The sequence below is a fragment of the Arthrobacter sp. TJ-217 genome (genome assembly GCF_058269255.1).
Window position 1 is genome coordinate 93,357 of record NZ_JBZCNJ010000003.1, and the last position, 18,876, is coordinate 112,232.

Here is an 18,876-nt window from a genome sequence, read left to right on the forward strand (position 1 = left end):
GGGACAGCCTTGGAAGGGCAGGGCTGCCCGGAAGCAGCAGGTCAGCCCTAGAAGACCGCGGCGGCGCGCACGAGCACGTGGCCCCGGGAGGTGCTCAGCCTCGTCCACCGTCCGTTGGTGAAGACCGCGGGGGTCTCGCCCGGAGCAAGGAATCCCAGGGTGAAGGCCCCGAACGCGGCGCCCGCCGGAAGCGCGGCTGGCGCGCCGGGCATCGCCCTCCCCCACACCGTTCCGCGCCGGTTGTTAACGATCAGGGCGCCGGCGCGGTCCGGAAGACCCCCGGCGACCTCGGCGATTCCGTCGCGGGCCGCCTGCTCGAGGGCGTCGATTCTCATTGCGCCGGCCGGGCTCCAACCCGCGCGCGGCGGAAGGATTCCCGCCCAGTTCTGCTGCACGGTTGTCGGCGGGACGGCGAATTCCACCCCGTCGTGCATCCTGGCGAGCCGGTCGGACACCGCAGCCAAGGGTACGGTCACGTCGACCGAGGCGGGCTCGGTCAGCGGCATTGTGCGCAGGCCCAGCACGGTGGGCGTTGCTTCGCCGAGGATCGTCGGGCGCAGGACGCAGACGTAGGCTGCGAGGACGCTCCCCTGGGCCTGGAGCCGCACCGCGCCGTCGTCGGAGGCCCGCGCGCGCGCCGTGAAGGTGCGCAGGTCGGCCGCTACCTGGGCGTCGGCGAAAAGCAGGCGGGTTGTACCCGCCGCGCTTGTCACGGCCGCCTACTTGCCGCTGCGGCGGAAGGGAACCGCCGGGCCGGAGAATGACTCAAGGGCCGTGCGCTGGCCGGCGTTCAGCGGCACGGGCCGTCCGCTCTCCCGGCCGGCCAGGATCATTGTTGTCGAGGCGACGGCGCACAGCGTGCCCCCGTCCGGGCCACTGCCGTCCTTGACGGTGTAGCCGATCTCGAAGCTTGAGGACCCGACATTGACCACCCAGGCTTCAACGAGCACCGGTTCTGGAGCGTAGTTCAGCGGAGCAAGGTACTCGATTTCACTGCGCGCCACGAGGGTGAAGGTTCCGGGGTCGGTCGCTCCGCGGAACGTGCCCCCGTCGGTGGGCTCGAGGGTCATCGCGATCCGTGCGTCCTCAAGGTATTGGAGGAACCGGACGTTGTTGATGTGTCCGTAGGAGTCCTCGTCGCCGAAGCGCAGCTGGATCGGGACGGTCAGGGTGCGGGGCATGGTCTCATCCTCTCAAACCGGGAGGCATCCTAGCCATTCGGCCGCGGCCGCGGACGCCGGGGGCGCACCGGCACTCCGAGGCCGGTGAACCGCGGGCACCCCGCCGGCCCGCGGCGTCGTCCTGTCCGCTTGAGGCCGCGCCTCCGGTGCGTCTAAGGTCAGCAGTAGGCCCGGACGGCTGCCGCCGGTCCCGAACAGATTCCACCGCAAGGAGACCCCGCCCGATGTCCGCAGAGCCCCGCGCCGATCCCACGCAGTCACTGCTTGAACTGCTCGACCTGAGCAGCGCGGAGGGGGCCCACACGGATGAGGACATCTTCGTCGGCTCCTCGGCGCCGCAGCCGGGCAAGCGTGTCTTCGGCGGCCAGGTCCTTGCCCAGTCCCTCGTCGCGGCAATCCGCACCGTCGAGCCGACCCGCCAGGTCCACTCGATGCACGGGTACTTCCTGCGGGCCGGTGACGCGGACCAGCCGATCACCTTCGGGGTGCAGCGGCTGCGAGACGGCAGGTCGTTCTCCGCGCGCCGCACCCACGCCTACCAGAACGGTGTGCCGATCCTCTCGATGATCGCCTCCTTCCAGGAACCCGACGAGGGAATTCTCCACCAGGACCCGATGCCCGAGAACGTTCCGGACCCCGAGTCGCTGCCGAGCACCGCCGACCTCCTGAGCGGGTTCGACCACCCCGTCGCCCGCGCGTGGGCCTTCGACCGCCCCTTCGACGTGCGTCACATCGATGCCCCGCTGTATGTCAGCAACACCGGTGACCGGGAGCCGAGGAATGCCGTGTGGATGAAGACCTTCGGTCCGATGCCGGGAGATGACTCGCTGCACCGCGCCGCCCTCGCCTACGCCAGCGATTACACGCTGCTGGAGCCGATCCTCAGGCCGCACGGACTGAGCTGGATCCATCCCGGCATGAGCGTGGCGAGCCTTGACCACGCGATGTGGTGGCACCGTCCGGTGCGCGTTGACGAGTGGCTGCTGTACGTCCAGAGTTCGCCCAGTGCGTCGGGGGCACGCGGACTCGCCGCGGGGAAGATCTACAACCGGGCCGGCGACCTGGTGGCCAGCGTCGCGCAGGAGGGGATGATCCGGGTTCCCTCGCCCGGCGGGCAATAGAAGGGGCACCAAGCAGGACCGCGCCCGGCGGACGATGATGTGCCACAGCACAGCACGGCACGGCACAGGACAGCGCGGAAGGGGACACTCGGATCGCGGCGGCGGGAAGCCGGACAGCGCTCAAGAGGTAAGCGCCCGCTCCCGGCCACGCCGGGAAGCACGGTTAATCGGAAGAGGACGCGCACCCGCGGGTGCGCGTCCTCTGCCGTTGGCCTGCTGTTCCGCCAGGGGTCCTGGGCCGGGACCGTCCTGGCTCGAATCGTCCTGGCTCGAATCGTCTTGGGCAGGACCCTAGCCGCGGGTGAGGCGGCGGTGGGTGACCCGGTGCGGCTTCGCGGCATCGGGTCCGAGGCGCTCGATCTTGTTTTCCTCGTAGGCGTCGAAGTTTCCTTCGAACCAGTACCACTTGTCGGGTTCGGCGTCGGTGCCCTCATAGGACAGGATGTGGGTTGCAACCCGGTCCAGGAACCACCGGTCGTGCGAGACGACCACGGCGCAGCCGGGGAACTCGAGCAGGGCGTTCTCAAGGCTGGAGAGCGTTTCGACGTCAAGGTCGTTGGTCGGCTCGTCGAGGAGCAGCAGGTTGCCGCCCTGCTTGAGCGTCATGGCGAGGTTCAGGCGGTTGCGCTCACCGCCGGAGAGGACGCCCGCCTTCTTCTGCTGGTCGGGGCCCTTGAAGCCGAAGGCCGAGACGTACGCACGGGAGGGCATTTCAACCTGGCCGACCTGGATGAAGTCGAGTCCGTCGGACACCACTTCCCACAGCGACTTGTTGGGGTCGATCCCGCCACGTGACTGGTCGACGTAGGAGATCTTCACCGACTCGCCGATGCGCAGCTCGCCGTCGTCCAGGGGTTCGAGTCCGACGATGGTCTTGAACAGGGTGGTCTTGCCCACACCGTTGGGACCGATGACACCGACGATGCCGTTGCGCGGCAGCGAGAAGGACAGCCCGTCGATGAGCACGCGCTCGTCGTAGCCCTTCCGCAGGTTCTTGGCCTCGATGACCTGGCTGCCAAGGCGCGGTCCCGGCGGGATCTGGATCTCTTCGAAGTCGAGCTTCCGGGTGCGCTCCGCTTCGGCCGCCATCTCTTCGTAGCGGCTGAGGCGGGCCTTTGACTTGGTCTGGCGGCCCTTGGCGTTCGACCGCACCCACTCAAGTTCCTCGGTAAGGCGCTTGGACAGCTTTGCGTCCTTCTTGCCCTGTACCTCGAGCCGGGCGCGCTTTTTCTCCAGGTAGGTGGAGTAGTTGCCCTCGTAGGGGTAGAGGTGTCCGCGGTCGACCTCGGCGATCCATTCGGCGACGTGGTCGAGGAAGTACCGGTCGTGGGTGACGGCCAGCACGGCGCCCTGGTAGGCGGAGAGGTGCTGCTCGAGCCACAGGACGCTTTCGGCGTCGAGGTGGTTGGTGGGCTCATCGAGCAGGAGCAGGTCCGGCTTTTGGAGCAGCAGCTTGCACAGGGCGACACGGCGGCGCTCACCACCGGAGAGCACCGACACATCGGCGTCCGGCGGCGGGCAGCGCAGGGCGTCCATGGCCTGCTCCAGCTGGGAATCGAGGTCCCAGGCGTCGGCGGCGTCGATCGCTTCCTGCAACTGGCCCATTTCACCGAGGAGCTTGTCGTAGTCGGCGTCCGGATCCGCCAACTCCTCGGATATTTCGTTGAAGCGCTGAATCTTGCCGTAGATCTCCGCCACGCCCTCCTGGACGTTGCCGAGGACGGTCTTTTCCTCGTTCAGCGGGGGTTCCTGCAGCAGGATCCCGACGGTGTACCCGGGGCTCAGACGGGCCTCTCCGTTGGAGGGGGTGTCAAGTCCGGCCATGATCTTGAGGATGGTGGACTTACCGGCACCGTTCGGACCGACCACGCCGATCTTTGCACCGGGGAAGAAGGACATGCTTACGTCGTCGAGGATCACTTTGTCGCCGACAGCCTTGCGGGCCTTGGTCATTGTGTAGATAAATTCCGCCATACCACCAAGGCTAGTGCGTGGCAGGGCATAACTCACATTCAGGTGGCCTGCTAAGACCCCTTTGGCCAAGTGGCTGCAGGTTCGATGAACTGTCCTTCGAGGTCGGGATAGACAGGTGGCCCCGTGAGGACATCATCGACATGCTCCACGAACCCGTCGGTCCAGGTCTGTTGCCGGAAGGCATCCCACGCGCGGCGAGCCGTGGGCTTCTGGGTCCAGTAAGCCATCTCCTGGGCGATTCCCGCCCAGTCTCGGTCGTTCAGCAGCCCGTCGCGGTGGGCCGCGAACGCGTCGCTGAACAGGACGAAAAAGGGAATCAGCACGTGCCGGATCTCCCGGGGTACACCGTCTTCGAGGTGTCCAAGGACATTGCGGAGATGCGGATACATCGGGTCGAGCCGTGACTGGATCGCGTCATCCATCGCACGTGCGTTGTGGCGTCGTTCGGCCTCCGACGCGCGCTGCGACTGGCGCAGGCTCATCCACGCCACAACGAGGGCAGCCAGAGCCGCCACGGCAGACATTGCGGCGGCGGTCATGTTCATCGCATCACCGGACATCACTGCGTCGCTGCCTGAGGTGCCCGCCGGGCCGCGGTTTCGTCTATGAACACGTGATTCTCGCCGTGCACTCCGAGAAAACTGCCTGCATTGTTCATTCCCATCGTCGTGTAGAACCGCCGGGCCTTCTCCGAGGCCGTCAATACGGCGAGCGCGGGTTGGAGTCCCGCGTTCCATGCGAACTCGACCGCGGTTGAGAATAATGCCGAACCAATTCCGCCACGTTGAGACTGAGGATCCACGAAGAACTTTCCGATCTCGCCGATTCCATTGGGCGCCATGAACGCATAATTCGTCCGGCCGAAATGATCCAGAAGGTAGCCATGCGGTGCTGACACCAGGACGTGCCCGGCGACCCGGCCATCGAACAACCCCACCCAGCGGCCTAGCCCAGCACCTTGCATCAACCACGTGGCCAGGGAGCGCGGATCGCTGTCGGCGTCCTGGCGGGGCGGATAGGCAGGGTCGGACCGACGAATCCGGGAGAGAACTTCAACGGTTTCATCAAGGTGCTCGCGCACGGAAAAGGGAACAACGATCAACGCCATGGTCCGAATTATGTCCGCCAGAGGCACGACGTCCTAATGGCCCGCAGTGGGCGGTCATTTCGGTGAATTCCAAAAGCGTCGAAAACGACTTTTCACACCTGCACCAATCCGCCTAGAAAGCGCTGCGTGCCTCAACCGCCAGGGCGTCCTGTTCGGTCTCGGGACCGGGCGCGCTGACGTCCGGCTCGGCATCGTCGCTGCCCGCTCCCCCGGTCAGTCCTGCATCGTCATTGGTAGTCTCCGGCTCGAGGATCAGGCCTGTTTCGGGATCCACGCCGTCGGGTGCCGGACCGGCATCGCGCTGCGGATCGTGATCCCCTGTCTTTTCAATCTTCTCCACCGAGATGCGCCGAAATGCAGCGGTGCCCCACATGAGGTCGTGCCCCGCCGTCTCGGCGTCGATTTCCACTGAGGTTCCCGTCCTTCCGTCGTCGTTGATCCAGGGCCGGATCCTCAGCCTGCCGAAAACCACGACCCGGTCGCCCTTCTTGATGCTCGCGGCGCCGTTCGTGGCCAGCTGCCGAAACATCGACACCGAGTACCAGTTGGTGTGGCCGTCCACCCACGCCCCTGCCGAACGGTCGTACCGCCGCTCGGTTGAGCACATTCGGAAGCCCGCGATTGCCAGGCCGCTCGGTGCAAGGTTCAGCCGCACGTCCGTTGCGACGTATCCCCGGACGGTGATGTTTTCGTTCATTGCAATTCCTCTCGCCTGACTCGCTCAGCAGCCCGCCACGGGCCCGCATCAAGTCTCAGGCGCAATCGCTCCGCCAATGGGAGCCGGGGGCGCTATGTGGACATCCCCGAACGTGGTCACGGTGCGGCCGGTGCGGAAGCCGGCGGCGGCTGTCATGATGGGACCTCCGGTGCGGCTACGGGAAGAATCAGGGGGAATCATGGCTCGGAGCGTGCGGGCACGACTCGGCATCGCCACCTTCGTTGCTGCGGCGTTGATTGTTGCGCTGGCTGCCGCCGCTGTCAGCCTGCGGGGGGATCCCGGTCCCGGTGCAGCGTCCGGACCCGGCGCCACCTCCACGGCAAACCGGCGGACTGCGGATGTTCCCGCCGCCACCGTCCCGCCCGCCACCCCGTCAGCCACTGCGCAGCCGACCGGCGTCACGGGGAGCACTCCGACGCCACGCCGAATCATCGGGATCCTCTCGGACTCCCACGCCTACGGCGCTGACTCCTGGTGGCGGCAGACGGTTGTCACCGGCACCGTGCCCGGACTGCGGTCCGGCCCGTTCGAGTCCCATCCCGGGGCACGGACGTCGGATCTCACCAGCAGGCTCGATGCCGCTGTTGCAGGAGCAGATCTCGTGGTGGTGCAGGCGGGCACCAACGACCTTCACCACGGCACGTCGCCCGAGGAGACCGCACGCGGCGTCGGTGCCCTGTGGGACGGAATCACCGAACGGGGCGCATCACCGGTGGCCGCGCTCGTCCCGCCATCGGAAAGGCTGCCGGCACAGGCCGCCGACCTGAACCGCAGAATTGCCGGAGGCTGCGGCCCGGGGCCTGCCCCTGATCGACGTCTACACCGCGGTTGCGGAGCCAGACGGCTCCTGGTCGGCGGGTTTCACCGACGACGGGGTCCATTCCAGCAGGAAGGGCTCCGACCTGCTCGCCGCGAGCGCCCGCAGTCAGCTCTCCGCCCTGGCCCGGTGAGCCTGCATAGGGAGCCAGGGATTGAGGCTTCCGCAACGGCGCGGGTGGCGCAGAAGCCTGCGATCATTGACCCATGGTCATCGAAAAGGTACAACTCTTCTCCATCCCCGTCTCCGACCAGGACCGCGCCCGGAACTTCTACGTTGACGTCCTCGGTCTTGAGCTCCTTGCCGACACCAGGATGGGCCCGGACATGCGCTGGCTGATGGTGGCGCCCGCGGGAGCGCAGACGGCGATGACCCTGGTGACATGGTTTCCCACGATGCCGCCGGGATCGCTGAAGGGAATTGTCCTCGAAACCGGCGATCTTGAGGCTGATGTAGCCCGGATGCGTGAGAGCGGCGTGGCGATCCCCGAAGGCATCCAGGACGCGCCCTGGGGAAGATTCGCCCAGTTCGATGACCCTGACGGCAATGGAATCATCCTCCACGCCACGGCCGGGCAGTAGACGGGCTCTTAGACGAGCGGTTCCGGCCAAGCGCTGTGCTTGGCCGGAACCGCTTTTTCGTGTGCCCCCGGCAGGATTCGAACCTGCGACCAGAGGATTAGAAGGCCCCTGCTCTATCCCCTGAGCTACGGAGGCATCAACGCCAGTTTACTATGCCCTCCGAGCCGGCTGCTGATCATCTCTGTACCGCTGGGGCCGGCTCCGCAGCCGACGGCAGCGGCCGCGCGGCCGATGCTACTCGGGCAGGGATCCGAAGCTGACCCGCAGTTCAAGGCGGTGCTGCCCGTCGGGGTCCTGTGAATAGATCGCCTTGCCGGCAATCCCGGCCAGGCCGTCAGTGCCCGAGCCGGGGATGATGTGCCCGGAGGCCGCGGCCGCCGTTCCCTCGGCCACGCCCCAGTGCTGAACGGTCATCGAGCCCGAGCGTTCGCCGACATATCCGGTGAACTGCTCGCAAGCCACGTACCCCGCGCCGACGTCGTTGCCGGTCATGAGCAGCTCCGCGGTGCTTGTGCCGGAGATCTCACCAGTGAACACCTTCACGGCGCGCACCCGTGAGAATTCTCCCGTGCCTCCCTGTACTTCCCAAGGCTGCGCATCCCACTCGGTGATCTCGAATTCGCCGTGGAACAGTGTTTCTCCAGAATCCATCATCCCCCCAGTATTGCCGGTAACCGGGCGGTGTGCATGCCGGCCGGACCCGGCGGCACTCCCGTCCGGGCGGAATCCGGCACCTGTCAGCGCAGCTGCCCGGGGGCTTTCGCCTGGTACCGGCGCCGGAAGAGGACCTTGGTGCGCCGGTCGAGGAACACGAGGTAAAGGGCGAAGCTGAGGGCAACCACACCCGCGACCTGACGGGCCACGATGAGGCTCAGTTCGAAGTAGGGGAAGATGTCGAGCTGGTCGGAAATGGCGTAGACCATGAAGAAGGATACGAGGAAGTAGAGGGTCTTGACCTGCCAGTCCTCGCGGATCCCGGTGACCGCGAACAGTGGGATAAGCCACACCACGTACCAAGACTGGATCATTGGTGCGAGGAGGACGACGGCGGACAGGGCCAGCGCCAGCCTCCGGACGATCCGGCTGTGCTGCCCGCGGAACACCTGCCAGAGGATGATCCCGACCGACGCCAAGGTTCCGGCTTTGTGGATGCCTGCGGCAAGGACCGCTCCGGGTAGACCGGCCGCGTTCGCGAGGGACTCGATCAGCATGCCCAGGAAGCCCACGGGCGCGTACCAGATCCATACGCTGCCGGGTGTGCTGAGCGCGCCGACCCAGCCAAATCCGAGCCCGTTGAGCATCCCCATGATTCCCAACAGCCCGAGCGAGAGGGCTGCGGTGATGGCCCAGTACCGGATCTTGCGCCCCCAGGAGGCTCCCTTCCCTGCCCAGATCAGCCCCAGGAAGGGCAGGAAAATCAGGGTGATGGGCTTGATTCCCACGGAGAGGGTCACCAGCAGGATGCCGAGGAGCGGGCGGCGGGTTGCGGTCAGGTAGAGCCCGGCCAGAGCCAGGCCCACCATCAGCGAGTCGTTGTGGATGGCGGCCACGAAGTTGATGAGGAACAGCGGGTTGGCCGCGGTTAACCACAGGGCGCGGTTCGGGTTGATGCCGTGGAGTTCGGCGAGCTTCGGCACGAAGTAGACGCAGAGCGCAACCCCGATCAGGGCCAGGGCCCTGAACAGTGCAACCGAGAAGTCCGGCTGCCCGCCGGTGGCGCGGACGACCAGTTCCTCGAGCCAGAGGAACACCGGCCCATACGGCGTGGGGCTCTGCGCCCAGAAGTCGTCGGCACCGATCTGCAGGTAGTTGGAGATCTGCGAATATCCGTCGACATAGGGATTCAGTCCCGCGACCATCACCTGGCCCTGGGCGATGTAGGCGAACACGTCACGACTGAACAGAGGGAGTGCCAGGCACATCGGAGCTGCCCACGCCACGATGGCGCGCAGCACGTGGGGCCGGGACTCCGGGCCCCACCCGCCAAGCCGCTGCCCCAGGCGCAGCCAGGACCGCACGAGCAGCATGCCCCCGAGCGCGAGCATGAGCACCGAGAACAGGGCGCCGGCCGGCTCGAAGCGCAGCCAGATGACGACCGGCACGCGCCGCAGCTCGACCGAGGCAAGCGAGAGCCAGCCAACACCGAGGGACCCGACCCACATCAGGAGCGACCCGATGAACCCCTGGAGAATCGCCGTGTTGGGCCGGTCGGCGCGCGGTGCGGACGATGGCTCAGTCACGGGGACCTGGGCGGTCATGTACGGGTATCCAATCGTTATGCGGCATGGGCAGGCGGTCGGCCCGTTCAGGCCGCCGCGCACTGCACGCCGGAACACGGACCGGACCGGCGTGCACTGCCTGTGAGCGTCCGCCGGCACAACCAATCGTCCCCCGGTGGACCGCGGTTAACGGGATTGGCCCGGCCAAGACCGGTCAAAGATGGCCTTCGCTGAACGCATCCAAACTGCCTCGATATTAGCACCGGGCCCTGGACGGCCGGCCGGAGGCCGCACCGGGCCGGAAAGATCCATACCGCCAGACGCATGGTGGCACGCGTCGTAATCCCAAGGCACCGGCTGGCCCGGCCCAGCTGCGCGGTACATTTGTCGGGTGCCGATATCAAATGAACACATCGTGTGGATCGATTGCGAAATGACGGGCCTCAACCTCGAGGCCGACGCCCTCATCGAGGTTGCCGTGCTCGTCACGGACTCGGAGCTGAACATCCTGGGGGAAGGGGTCGACGTCGTCATCGCGCCCGATCCCGGGGCACTTGCCCAGATGGGCGACTTCGTCCGCACAATGCACACCACCTCGGGGCTGCTCGATGAGCTTGCCGACGGGATCAGCATGCAGGAAGCCCAGGAAAAAGTGCTTGAGTACATCCGCACCTGGGTGCCCGAGCCGAACAAAGCCCAGCTCGCCGGGAACTCCGTTGGCACCGACCGGAACTTCCTGGTCCGGGATATGCCGGAAGTAGTCGCCCACCTCCACTACCGGGTCATCGACGTGTCGACGATCAAGGAACTGGCCCGCCGCTGGTTCACCCGCGCCTACTTCAACGCCCCGGCGAAGGTCGGAGGCCACCGCGCCCTCGGTGACATCCAGGATTCGATCCGTGAGCTGCGCTACTACCGGCAGGCCGTGTTCGTTCCGAGCCCCGGCCCCGATTCGGCGGCCAGCAAGGCCCTGGCCCAGCAGCTCGACGCCTGATCCGGGCCGCCTTCGCAGGCGCGGCGACACCCCGGACCGGGCCGCTGGCAAAAGCATCCGGAAAAGTGTGTAAACTTGTTTCCGCTGCCGTTACACAACGGACCGGCTCCCAGCAGGATCAGGGTGCGGGTCCAGCGAGGCTGCATGGTGGGTATAGCTCAGTTGGCAGAGCGCCTGGTTGTGGTCCAGGAGGTCGCGGGTTCAACCCCCGTTACTCACCCGCACGGCGGATTGCGCAGCGATCCGCCAACACCAGCCGTTCCGGAGACTCTCCGGGACGGCTGGTGTTTTTTACGGCCGCCCCGCGGCGGCCTGCCCCAGGTTTCCAGTTATCACCGACCACGTTTTGAGAGGTCTGCCGCATGGAGCGCCGAGTGTTCGAAGAAGATCACGAGCTATTCCGCGAGGTAGCGCAGGAGTTCAACTCCCGCGAAGTCTCCCCCTTCTACTCCCAGTGGGATGCAGAGCACCGGATGCCGCGCCGGGTCTGGGAGGCCGCCGGGGAACAGGGACTGCTGGGCATGGCCGTACCCGAGGAGTTCGGTGGCGCCGGCATGGGCGACTACCGCTTCCGCGCCGTCCTTGACGAGGAGTTCGCGCGCAGCAACCACCTCGCCGTCGGGCTCGCCTTCCACCTCCACGACGACATGGTGCTGCCCCACCTGCTCGCCTACGGCTCCGAGGACCTCAAGGAGCGGTGGCTGCCGGCCATGGTGTCGGGGGAAAAGGTGACCTCGGTGGCATGGACGGAACCCGGCGCCGGCAGCGACCTGCGCGGAATCCGCACCAAAGCCGTCCGCGACGGGGACGACTGGCTGCTCAGCGGCCAGAAGACCTTCATCGGCAACGGCATCACCGGCGACGCGTCCCTGGTGCTTGCCCGGACCGACGGGGGAACGGGGCGCGGTGCCAGCGACTCCTTCTCCCTGTTCATGGTCGAAAAGACCGAGGGCTACACCACCGGGCGCCAGTTGGACAAGATGGGCCTTCGCGCGTCCGATACAGCCGAACTGTTCTTCGACAACGTGCGGGTTCCGGGAAACAACCTCGTGGGCGAGGTGGGCTCCGGCCTGCGGTACAGCCTGGAGCAGCTTCCCCAGGGCAGGCTCGGCATTGCCGTTGCGTCATCGGCCCTGGCCCGCGCCGTGTATGAGCAGACCGTGACGTACACCCGCGAGCGCAATGCGTTCGGCGAACGGGTCATCGACTTCCAGAACACCCGGTTCGAACTTGCCGACATCCTCACCGAAGTCGAGGTCACTGAGGCCTACGTCGATGCCGCGATGACGGCGTTCAACGAGGGCAGGCTCGACGCTGTCGCCGCCGCCCGCGCCAAGCTGTGGGCCAGCGAACGGGTCAAGTCGATCTCCGACCGCTGCCTTCAGCTTCACGGCGGCTACGGGTACATCCTCGAGTACCCGGTCTCCCAGGCGTTCCTTGCGGCCCGGCTGCTCACGATCTTCGGCGGCACGAGCGAAATCATGCGCGAGACCGTCGGCCGTTCAATCGCCCGCTGACCCACCGCACGCCCGCCCGATCCCCTGTCTACCCGACCACCGGAAGGAACCATGGCTGTCCACCCCGTGACCATCGCAGGCGAACCCGTGCTGCACCGCCGGGCCGCGCCCGTCGAGGCGTTCGACGACGAGCTGCGCACCCTGATAGCGGACATGTTCGAGACAATGGACAAAGCCAACGGGGTGGGCCTCGCAGCACCCCAAATCGGTGTGGGCCTCCGTATTTTCGTGTACGGGATGGCCAATGACGACGGCGTGCCGCCCCGCGGCGTCCTGGTCAATCCGACGCTTGTCACCTCGAAGATCTCGGGCGCGGACCCGGACCCGGACGAGGAGTCCGAGGGCTGCCTTTCCGTGCCGGGCGAGTCCTTCCCCCTGAAGCGGGCCGAGTGGGTCAAGGTCACGGGGTTCGACGGCGATGGGCAGCCGGTCGAGTTCGAGGCAACCGGCTGGTTCGCGCGCTGCATGCAGCACGAGTACGACCACCTGGACGGCAAGCTGTACATCGACCGGCTCAACAACCGCCAGGGCCGCAAGGCACGCAAGGCGATGAAAGCCCACGGGTGGGGCGTTCCGGGCCTGACCTGGCTGCCCGGCGTCGACCCCGACCCCTTCGGGCACTAGCGCCTCAGGCTGCTCCGGGCGACGGGGCAGGTTCAAGGTCCTCGAGCCGCTGCACCTTCCGCAGTGGTCCGAAGATGGCGATCAGGGGCGCCCCGAAGGCGATCACCACGCCGATCAGGACCGCCGTCCTGACCCCGAAGGCCTCGGCGAGGATTCCTGCCGAGAAGCTGGCGACGGCAAGCATGCCCCAGCTCACCGTGCGCGATGCCGCTCCCAGCCTGCCCATCATGTTGGGGGGGCACACCCGCTGGCGGAAGCTCGTTCCGACAACGATGTTCCATGCGACGCACGCGCCCATCACGAACATCCCGGCGACGCCGGGCAGCATGCCCAGGCCGGGGGTCATGACCAGCAGCGATGCGTACCCGAGCACGCCGGGCACCATGGACCAGCGCCACAACGGGCCCGAGCCGAGGCGCTCACTCATTGCCTTGGCCGTGATGCCGCCGACAGCACCGCCGGCCGAGGCCCCCGCGAGCAGGAATCCGAGCCAGATCTCCGACTCCCCAAGTGTGCGCAGGACAAGCAGCACGATCAGCGACGCCGCGATGTTGCCGCCGAGGTTCCACAGCGCCGCGTTGAAAAGGATCGCCCGGAGCGGGCCCGTGCTGAAGGTGTAGGCCATCCCGTCGGCCATTTCCCGGAGCAGCTTGCGTTTGGTGGGAGGCGGCGGAACCTCCTTCACCTTCAGGCTCGACACGGCGGCAAGGGACACCCCCGAGGCGCCCACCTGGACCAGCAGCGAGTTCGACGCCCCGGCGGCACTGGTGAGCCAGCCGGCTACGGCCCTGCCCGCGGCGTCGGCGGCGGCCCCCCACCCGGTCATCAACCCATTGCCCTCAACCAATTCCTCCTTGGTGACGACCTGCTGAACCAGTGCCTGGTCGGCGAGGTTGAAGAAGACGGAGGACACCCCCGCGAGGAAGGCGACGAGGAACAGCTGCGGGGTGCTCAGCACGCCGTACCAATAGGCCAGCGGCAGGGACAGCAGCGCAACGATCCGCAGGACGAGCGACCAGAGGATCACCGGCTTGCGTGGAAGCCGGTCGACCCACACGCCGATCACCAGGCCAAAGAGCAGCCACGGGAGGAAAACCATGCCCGCGAGGGCGGCCACCTCGAAGTCGCTGGCGCGCAGTTCCACCGCCGCTATCACCGGGAGCGCGACGGAGGCGACCGCGTTGCCGAACACTCCTGCCGTCCCTGAAATCCAGAGCGACCGAAAGTCCGTATTGCGGAGCAGAAGGTGCCTCCGCGGCGCTACGGTGTCGGTCATTGACACAGGGTAGCGGAGCGCCGGTGTTCCTCAAGGGCCCCACGACGATTCTCCCGGCACCGATTGATGCAGTATTGACGGCGGTCATTCTTGCTGATAGCTCCGCAGTCATATCTGCGCCGGTTTTACGCAGGTTTCCGGGGTGTTTGGGTGGATGGGTTGACCGATACGCCGGGTTCTGTCATCCCGCGCTGTTGCCGGCGCGGGAGTGGCGGCCATCCATCTACGAACACCGTTGCCGGTGCCCTCCAGCGGCCTACCCGGACACTCGGGCGAGCAGCCCTCAAGCGCGTCCTGTCTGGCCTTGCTCCGGGTGGGGTTTACCGAGCCGTGCCGGTCACCCGGCACGCTGGTGGTCTCTTACACCACCGTTTCACCCTTACTTCCACCCCGGCGGAACCGAGAGGAAGCGGTCTCTTTTCTGTGGCACTGGCCTGCGGGTTACCCCGAGTGGGCGTTACCCACCACCCTGCTCTGCGGAGCCCGGACGTTCCTCGGTGGGCGTTCCGGTCTTGCAACCGGGGCCCAACGCGACCGCCTGGTCAACCCATCCGAAAGCCATTCTACGTTGCCGGTGGAGCGGGAAGAGGCACGCTGCCCGGAAGGTAAAGTGGACCAGTGCTGATTTTGCTGCCCCCGTCCGAAGGAAAAACCGCAGCCTCCCGGGGGCTCCCGTTGTCCTTTGAGGACCTCCACTTCCCGGAGCTCAACGCCGCACGCCGGGTGGTGCTCACGGCACTTCAACGGGCGAGCAAAGCCCCCGACGCCCTCGCAGTCCTGGGAGTCGGAGCCACGCTTCACGCCGAGGTCCTGCGGAACGCAGAACTCGAGGCCGAACCGGCCGCCCCCGCCCACAGCGTGTATTCCGGCGTCCTCTACGACGCCCTCGACTACCAGGGGATGACGCCGGCCCAGCGGCGGAAGGCACGCGAACACATCGTCGTCGTCTCGGCGCTCTGGGGCGCCGTCCGGTTCGGGGACCCCATCCCCGCGTACCGCCTGTCGATGTCGGTTGACCTTCCGGGCACCGGGAGGCTCGGCGCGTTCTGGAAGCGGGAACTGGATGGGTCGCTGCGCGCCCACTCCGAGGGAAACCTCATCGTCGACTGCCGCTCAAGCACCTACGCGCAGGCGTGGGCTCCCCCTGCCGAGGGCACCGCGGCGGTGCACGTCTTCCAGGAGCGGAACGGGAAACGCACAGTCGTCTCGCACTTTGCCAAGCACACCCGCGGCGAGCTCGCCCGGCACCTGCTCACACGGCGGGGCAAGGCGCCGTCAACGCCAGCCCAGCTGCTGAAGGCGGCGCAGGAGCGGTGGACGGCGGAACTTGAGCCGGCTTCGGCCACCAAGCCCGCCCGCCTGAACATCATCCTGGCCCCCTGAAGCGGCGGGAAGCCCCGGGTCAGGACGTTCCGGCAACCAGCTCGATCTCGAACCCGTCGGCGTTCTCGAGGTACGCCGCGTAATGCTCGGCCCCCCCGGCGTACGGATGGCGGTCCGCGAAAAGCAGCGTCCACCCATGGCTGGCCGCGCGCCGGGCCAATAGATCGACCTCGCTGCGGGTTCCGGCGTCGAATGCAAGGTGGTTCACTCCGGGGCGCCGCCGCTGATGCAGCTCGGCCGCGACGTCGGGCCCGGCTTCGAGGACGATGTAGCACCCGTCCCCCGCATAACTCAGGCCGTCCTTCCAGGTGTCCTTGACGATGAATCCGAGCCGCTCCAAGAGCCAGCCGAGGCTGGCCTTCGCTGCTTCGAGGTCCCGCACCCACACCTCAACGTGGTGCAGCCTGCCGCGGGCGCGGGCCGGTTCCGCCACCTCAGTTGCACCCTGATCCGGGACCTGAGTCTTCGCCGCCTTCGCTGCGGCGTTGCCCTTGGGAGCCCAGGGCACCCCGGCCATGCCGGCGTCCATCGCTTCGTTGGACAGCCGGTCGGCGTCCTTGTTGCGCTCCCGCGGGATCCACTCGTAGGTCACCCGGCGGGGGTCGACGATCTTCCGCGCCTTCGCTGCCAGCACCCGCATGTCGGCGTGCTTGATCTGCCAGCGGCCCGACATCTGCTCCACAACGAGCTTCGAGTCCATCTTGACGTGGATCCGGCTCGCCGGATTGAGTTCGTGCGCGAGTTCGAGGCCCGCAACGAGGCCCGAGTATTCGGCAACGTTGTTCGACGCCTTGCCGATGTATTCGGCCTTCTCAACGAGGATCGTGCCCGTGGCCGGATCACGGACGAGGGCGCCGTATCCGGCGTGGCCGGGGTTGCCGCGGGAGCCGCCGTCCGCCTCGACAACGAGCAGGGGGGCGTCCTGGGCGGCCGCGACCGCGGTGTCGTTCCCGTAGGCGGCGGGGAAGAGGAAGGGGTCGGCCGTCACCGGTTTCAGTGTCCCCACTCGCTTGAGCGGACGAGGATGCACCCGGAGTCGGGGCACATGACGACGTCGTCGGGTGCGGACCGGGAGATGTCCGCGAGGTCGCCGGGGCTCAGCTGCATGCCGGAGCCTTCCGACTTCCCGTGGAACAGCCGGGCGGCGCCGACGCCGCGCTTGGCGAGCGTCTTCTCGTAGAGGCCAAGCAGGCCCGCCTCGAAGCTCCCGGCAAGCTCGTCGCGCTGCGCCTGGACCTCGTCGCGCTGCACCTTCAGGGCCTCGAGCTTGGAGTCACGCGCCGCTTCGAGGGCAGCAAGTTCGCTGCGGACGCCGTCGGTGGCCTGTCGAACGGTTTCCTGCCGCGCACGCGCAGCCTCAACGCGCTCCATGACGTCGAGTTCAACGTCCTCAAGCGCCGAGCGCCTGCGCGTGAGGGAGGCGACCTCGCTCTGGAGGGCCGTGAGGTCCTTCGAGGTGCCGGTGCCGCTGTTGAGCCGCTGCTCATCGCGCTCCAACCGGGTCACAACGGCCTGGACGTCGTCCTCGGCACGGGTGAGCTCACGCTCGAGATCGGCGAGCTCGGTCGTCGCCTTCACGAGCTCACCGTCCGCTGTTGCGGCCCGTGCTGCGAGCGCCGCGATTTCGGGGTTGTTGCGGACCGTTGCCGCCTGCCGCTGGAGCTGGTTCAGGCGCGAGTCGAGCGCCTGCAGATCGAGCAGGCGCAGTTGTTCCTCTGGTGCAGCCTTAGCCACGTGTACCTCCGCGTTGTGGACGATGACTTTCCTTCTAGCCTATTGCACCGGGCGGCAGGCGGAACCGGTCGGCGCCGGAGCGCCCCCGCTTAGGAGCGGCCGGGCGTCAGCACGAAGTCCCATGGATCGGTGTTGACGGAGCTGACACGGATGTCGGAGGCGAAGCCCTGGTCGGTGAGGACGTTGCCGAGCGCCGCCGCGGCGGGGGTCAGCCACAGCCACTCACTGCCGAAGTGGGAGACGTCGATGAGGTAGGGACGTCCGCTGATTGCGCCTTCGCGGGCTTCCGAGGCCGGATGGTGGCGCAGATCCGCGGTGACGTAGACGTCGGCCTGGCTGAGGCGCGCCTGACCCAGCAATGAGTCGCCGGCGCCGCCGCACACCGCAACGCGGCGCACCAGGCCGTCCTTGTCGCCCGCAACGCGTACGCCGCCGGCGACGGCGGGAAGGATCGAGAAGACGGCCTCGGCAAAGCCACCCAGTGTGGTGGGCTCCCGGAGGTCACCCACCCGGCCGATTCCTTCCTCGGGCAGGCCGTCCTGCGCGCGGACCAGGGGCTGCACGTTGGTCAGGCCGAAGGCGTCGGCGAGGACGTCCGAGACCCCACCGACCGCGCTGTCCCCGTTCGTGTGGACAGTCGCCAGCGCGCAGCCGCTCTCGATGAGCCGGTGAAGCACATCTCCCTTCGGGTTCGATGCGGCGATCGAATTCACGGGCTTCAGGAGCAGCGGGTGGTGCGTGATGATGAGCTGTGCGCCCCACTCGAGCGCCTCGTCGAGGACCGCGGTGGTCGGGTCGACCGCGAATAGGATGCGTCCGGCCTCGGCGCCGGCCCTGCCTGCGACGAGGCCAACGGAGTCCCAGTCCTCGGCAAGCGATTCAGGCCACAGCTCTTCGATCGCGAGGAGAACTTCTCCGACCGTCGGAACCGCCCCGGGGCCGGACGGGGCGGCGGGGGATGTCTGCTGGTCATCTTCCATAGCACCAGTTGTACCCCGGGCTCCGCACCGCCGACCAATTAACCGGAAGGTCATCTGGGCCCCCGATGGGGAATGTTCCGGAGGGCAGGCGCATTGTATATAGCATGAAGACATTTGTGCTTGGCGGCGGGTGCTTTTGGTGCCTCGACGCCATCTATCAGAAAACCGTCGGTGTGAAGGAAGTTCTTTCCGGTTATACGGGCGGACACGACCGGAGCCCCAACTACGAAACCGTTTCCTCGGGTATCACGGGCCACGCTGAAGTCGTGGCTGTGACCTTCGACGAGACGGTCATCCCCGAAGACGTGATCCTCGACATGTTCTTCGTCTCCCACGACCCCACAACGCTGAACCGGCAGGGCTACGACGTCGGAACCCAGTACCGCTCAGCGATGTACTACGAGGACTCCGAGCAGAAGGCGCTTTTCGAAGCGGCCCTGCAGCGCAACCAGAAGAATTGGGACGATCCAATCGTGACGGAAATCTCGCGGCTTCCCGAGTTCTTCGTCGCTGAGGAATATCACCAGAATTTCTACGCGAAACATCCCGAGCAGGGTTACTGCCAGGTGATTATCAACCCGAAGCTGGCCAAGGCGCGCAAATATTACGCTGAATGGCTTGTCGCATAGGCTGTCAAGACCGGCGTCGT

Annotated in this window: 20 protein-coding genes, 2 tRNA genes, 1 other RNA gene and 1 pseudogene; 10 read left to right on the forward strand and 14 right to left on the reverse strand. The window is 66.9% G+C overall.

Translation table 11 applies throughout. From position 1 onward, the window contains the following. Window positions 1-47 precede the first annotated feature (47 nt). Together AC4D2R_RS06240 and AC4D2R_RS06245 are read right to left on the reverse strand one after the other, a co-directional pair. A complete protein-coding gene (locus AC4D2R_RS06240) occupies window positions 48-713 on the reverse strand; it encodes a DUF8185 domain-containing protein (RefSeq protein ID WP_490938544.1) in 666 nt (221 codons plus the stop codon). Window positions 714-719: 6 nt separating this feature from the next. Continuing rightward, window positions 720-1,181, reverse strand: coding sequence for an acyl-CoA thioesterase (locus AC4D2R_RS06245; protein WP_490938546.1), 462 nt, complete (start codon window positions 1,179-1,181; stop codon window positions 720-722). 224 nt (window positions 1,182-1,405) lie between these two features. Here AC4D2R_RS06245 and AC4D2R_RS06250 point away from each other — a divergent pair, with 224 nt between their 5' ends. Further along, a complete protein-coding gene (locus tag AC4D2R_RS06250; protein WP_490938548.1) occupies window positions 1,406-2,302 on the forward strand; it encodes an acyl-CoA thioesterase in 897 nt (298 codons plus the stop codon). Window positions 2,303-2,593: 291 nt separating this feature from the next. Here AC4D2R_RS06250 and ettA read toward each other — a convergent pair whose 3' ends face one another. The 4 genes from ettA to AC4D2R_RS06270 all read right to left on the reverse strand — a co-directional run bounded on the left by ettA (window position 2,594) and on the right by AC4D2R_RS06270 (window position 6,081). Then, on the reverse strand, window positions 2,594-4,276 hold the full coding sequence (gene ettA / locus AC4D2R_RS06255; RefSeq protein ID WP_490900031.1) for an energy-dependent translational throttle protein EttA: 1,683 nt from the start codon (window positions 4,274-4,276) through the stop codon (window positions 2,594-2,596). 50 nt (window positions 4,277-4,326) lie between these two features. Further along, window positions 4,327-4,836, reverse strand: coding sequence for a hypothetical protein (locus AC4D2R_RS06260; RefSeq protein WP_490938550.1), 510 nt, complete (start codon window positions 4,834-4,836; stop codon window positions 4,327-4,329). After that, a complete protein-coding gene (locus AC4D2R_RS06265; RefSeq protein WP_490938552.1) occupies window positions 4,836-5,384 on the reverse strand; it encodes a GNAT family N-acetyltransferase in 549 nt (182 codons plus the stop codon). Before AC4D2R_RS06265 ends, AC4D2R_RS06260 begins: the two co-directional genes overlap by 1 nt. 112 nt (window positions 5,385-5,496) lie before the next feature. Next, window positions 5,497-6,081, reverse strand: coding sequence for a single-stranded DNA-binding protein (locus tag AC4D2R_RS06270; RefSeq protein ID WP_490938554.1), 585 nt, complete (start codon window positions 6,079-6,081; stop codon window positions 5,497-5,499). 199 nt (window positions 6,082-6,280) lie between these two features. Between AC4D2R_RS06270 and AC4D2R_RS06275 the strand changes: the two are divergent. From AC4D2R_RS06275 to AC4D2R_RS06285, 3 genes and pseudogenes are all read left to right on the forward strand, one after another. After that, window positions 6,281-6,820: pseudogene (locus AC4D2R_RS06275) on the forward strand (SGNH/GDSL hydrolase family protein); the annotation flags it as partial. Between the two features lie 58 nt (window positions 6,821-6,878). Beyond that, a complete protein-coding gene (locus AC4D2R_RS06280) occupies window positions 6,879-7,052 on the forward strand; it encodes an SGNH/GDSL hydrolase family protein (protein WP_490939082.1) in 174 nt (57 codons plus the stop codon). 73 nt (window positions 7,053-7,125) lie between these two features. Next, window positions 7,126-7,500 (forward strand): VOC family protein, encoded by a 375-nt coding sequence (locus tag AC4D2R_RS06285; protein WP_490938556.1) that lies wholly within the window; start codon window positions 7,126-7,128, stop codon window positions 7,498-7,500. A 62-nt stretch (window positions 7,501-7,562) separates the two neighbouring features. Here AC4D2R_RS06285 and AC4D2R_RS06290 read toward each other — a convergent pair. From AC4D2R_RS06290 to mptB, 3 genes are all read right to left on the reverse strand, one after another. Then, a tRNA-Arg gene (locus AC4D2R_RS06290) sits at window positions 7,563-7,635 on the reverse strand. Between the two features lie 99 nt (window positions 7,636-7,734). Then, the gene (locus AC4D2R_RS06295) at window positions 7,735-8,154 is read right to left on the reverse strand and encodes a DUF3224 domain-containing protein (protein ID WP_490938558.1); all 420 of its coding nucleotides are present in this window, start codon (window positions 8,152-8,154) and stop codon (window positions 7,735-7,737) included. An 83-nt stretch (window positions 8,155-8,237) separates the two neighbouring features. Beyond that, window positions 8,238-9,740 (reverse strand): polyprenol phosphomannose-dependent alpha 1,6 mannosyltransferase MptB, encoded by a 1,503-nt coding sequence (mptB, locus tag AC4D2R_RS06300; RefSeq protein ID WP_490938560.1) that lies wholly within the window; start codon window positions 9,738-9,740, stop codon window positions 8,238-8,240. Between the two features lie 370 nt (window positions 9,741-10,110). On the opposite strand from mptB, the gene orn reads away from it, so the two are divergent. The 4 genes from orn to def all read left to right on the forward strand — a co-directional run bounded on the left by orn (window position 10,111) and on the right by def (window position 12,854). Next, the gene (gene orn / locus AC4D2R_RS06305; protein WP_490938562.1) at window positions 10,111-10,713 is read left to right on the forward strand and encodes an oligoribonuclease; all 603 of its coding nucleotides are present in this window, start codon (window positions 10,111-10,113) and stop codon (window positions 10,711-10,713) included. A 147-nt stretch (window positions 10,714-10,860) separates the two neighbouring features. Continuing rightward, window positions 10,861-10,933 (forward strand) — tRNA-His (locus tag AC4D2R_RS06310). 142 nt (window positions 10,934-11,075) lie between these two features. After that, window positions 11,076-12,230 (forward strand): acyl-CoA dehydrogenase family protein, encoded by a 1,155-nt coding sequence (locus AC4D2R_RS06315; protein ID WP_490938564.1) that lies wholly within the window; start codon window positions 11,076-11,078, stop codon window positions 12,228-12,230. 51 nt (window positions 12,231-12,281) lie between these two features. Then, the gene (gene def / locus AC4D2R_RS06320; protein ID WP_490938566.1) at window positions 12,282-12,854 is read left to right on the forward strand and encodes a peptide deformylase; all 573 of its coding nucleotides are present in this window, start codon (window positions 12,282-12,284) and stop codon (window positions 12,852-12,854) included. Window positions 12,855-12,858: 4 nt separating this feature from the next. Here def and AC4D2R_RS06325 read toward each other — a convergent pair whose 3' ends face one another. Together AC4D2R_RS06325 and rnpB are read right to left on the reverse strand one after the other, a co-directional pair. After that, complete coding sequence (locus tag AC4D2R_RS06325) at window positions 12,859-14,130, reverse strand: MFS transporter (protein ID WP_490938568.1); 1,272 nt, start codon at window positions 14,128-14,130, stop codon at window positions 12,859-12,861. Between the two features lie 151 nt (window positions 14,131-14,281). Then, window positions 14,282-14,680: RNase P RNA component class A (gene rnpB, locus AC4D2R_RS06330), an RNA gene on the reverse strand. Between the two features lie 68 nt (window positions 14,681-14,748). Between rnpB and AC4D2R_RS06335 the strand changes: the two genes are divergently transcribed. Next, on the forward strand, window positions 14,749-15,513 hold the full coding sequence (locus tag AC4D2R_RS06335) for a YaaA family protein (RefSeq protein WP_490938570.1): 765 nt from the start codon (window positions 14,749-14,751) through the stop codon (window positions 15,511-15,513). A gap of 19 nt (window positions 15,514-15,532) precedes the next feature. Here the strand turns inward: AC4D2R_RS06335 and AC4D2R_RS06340 are convergent, their stop codons facing one another. The 3 genes from AC4D2R_RS06340 to AC4D2R_RS06350 all read right to left on the reverse strand — a co-directional run bounded on the left by AC4D2R_RS06340 (window position 15,533) and on the right by AC4D2R_RS06350 (window position 18,227). After that, window positions 15,533-16,426: a reverse transcriptase-like protein gene (locus AC4D2R_RS06340; protein WP_490939064.1), complete on the reverse strand. Its 894-nt coding sequence runs from the start codon at window positions 16,424-16,426 to the stop codon at window positions 15,533-15,535. A gap of 80 nt (window positions 16,427-16,506) precedes the next feature. Then, window positions 16,507-17,247 (reverse strand): zinc ribbon domain-containing protein, encoded by a 741-nt coding sequence (locus tag AC4D2R_RS06345; RefSeq protein WP_490938572.1) that lies wholly within the window; start codon window positions 17,245-17,247, stop codon window positions 16,507-16,509. Window positions 17,248-17,336: 89 nt separating this feature from the next. Continuing rightward, window positions 17,337-18,227 (reverse strand): Nif3-like dinuclear metal center hexameric protein, encoded by an 891-nt coding sequence (locus AC4D2R_RS06350; protein WP_490938574.1) that lies wholly within the window; start codon window positions 18,225-18,227, stop codon window positions 17,337-17,339. A 104-nt stretch (window positions 18,228-18,331) separates the two neighbouring features. Here AC4D2R_RS06350 and msrA point away from each other — a divergent pair, with 104 nt between their 5' ends. After that, window positions 18,332-18,856, forward strand: coding sequence for a peptide-methionine (S)-S-oxide reductase MsrA (gene msrA / locus AC4D2R_RS06355; RefSeq protein WP_490938576.1), 525 nt, complete (start codon window positions 18,332-18,334; stop codon window positions 18,854-18,856). Window positions 18,857-18,876 lie beyond the last annotated feature (20 nt).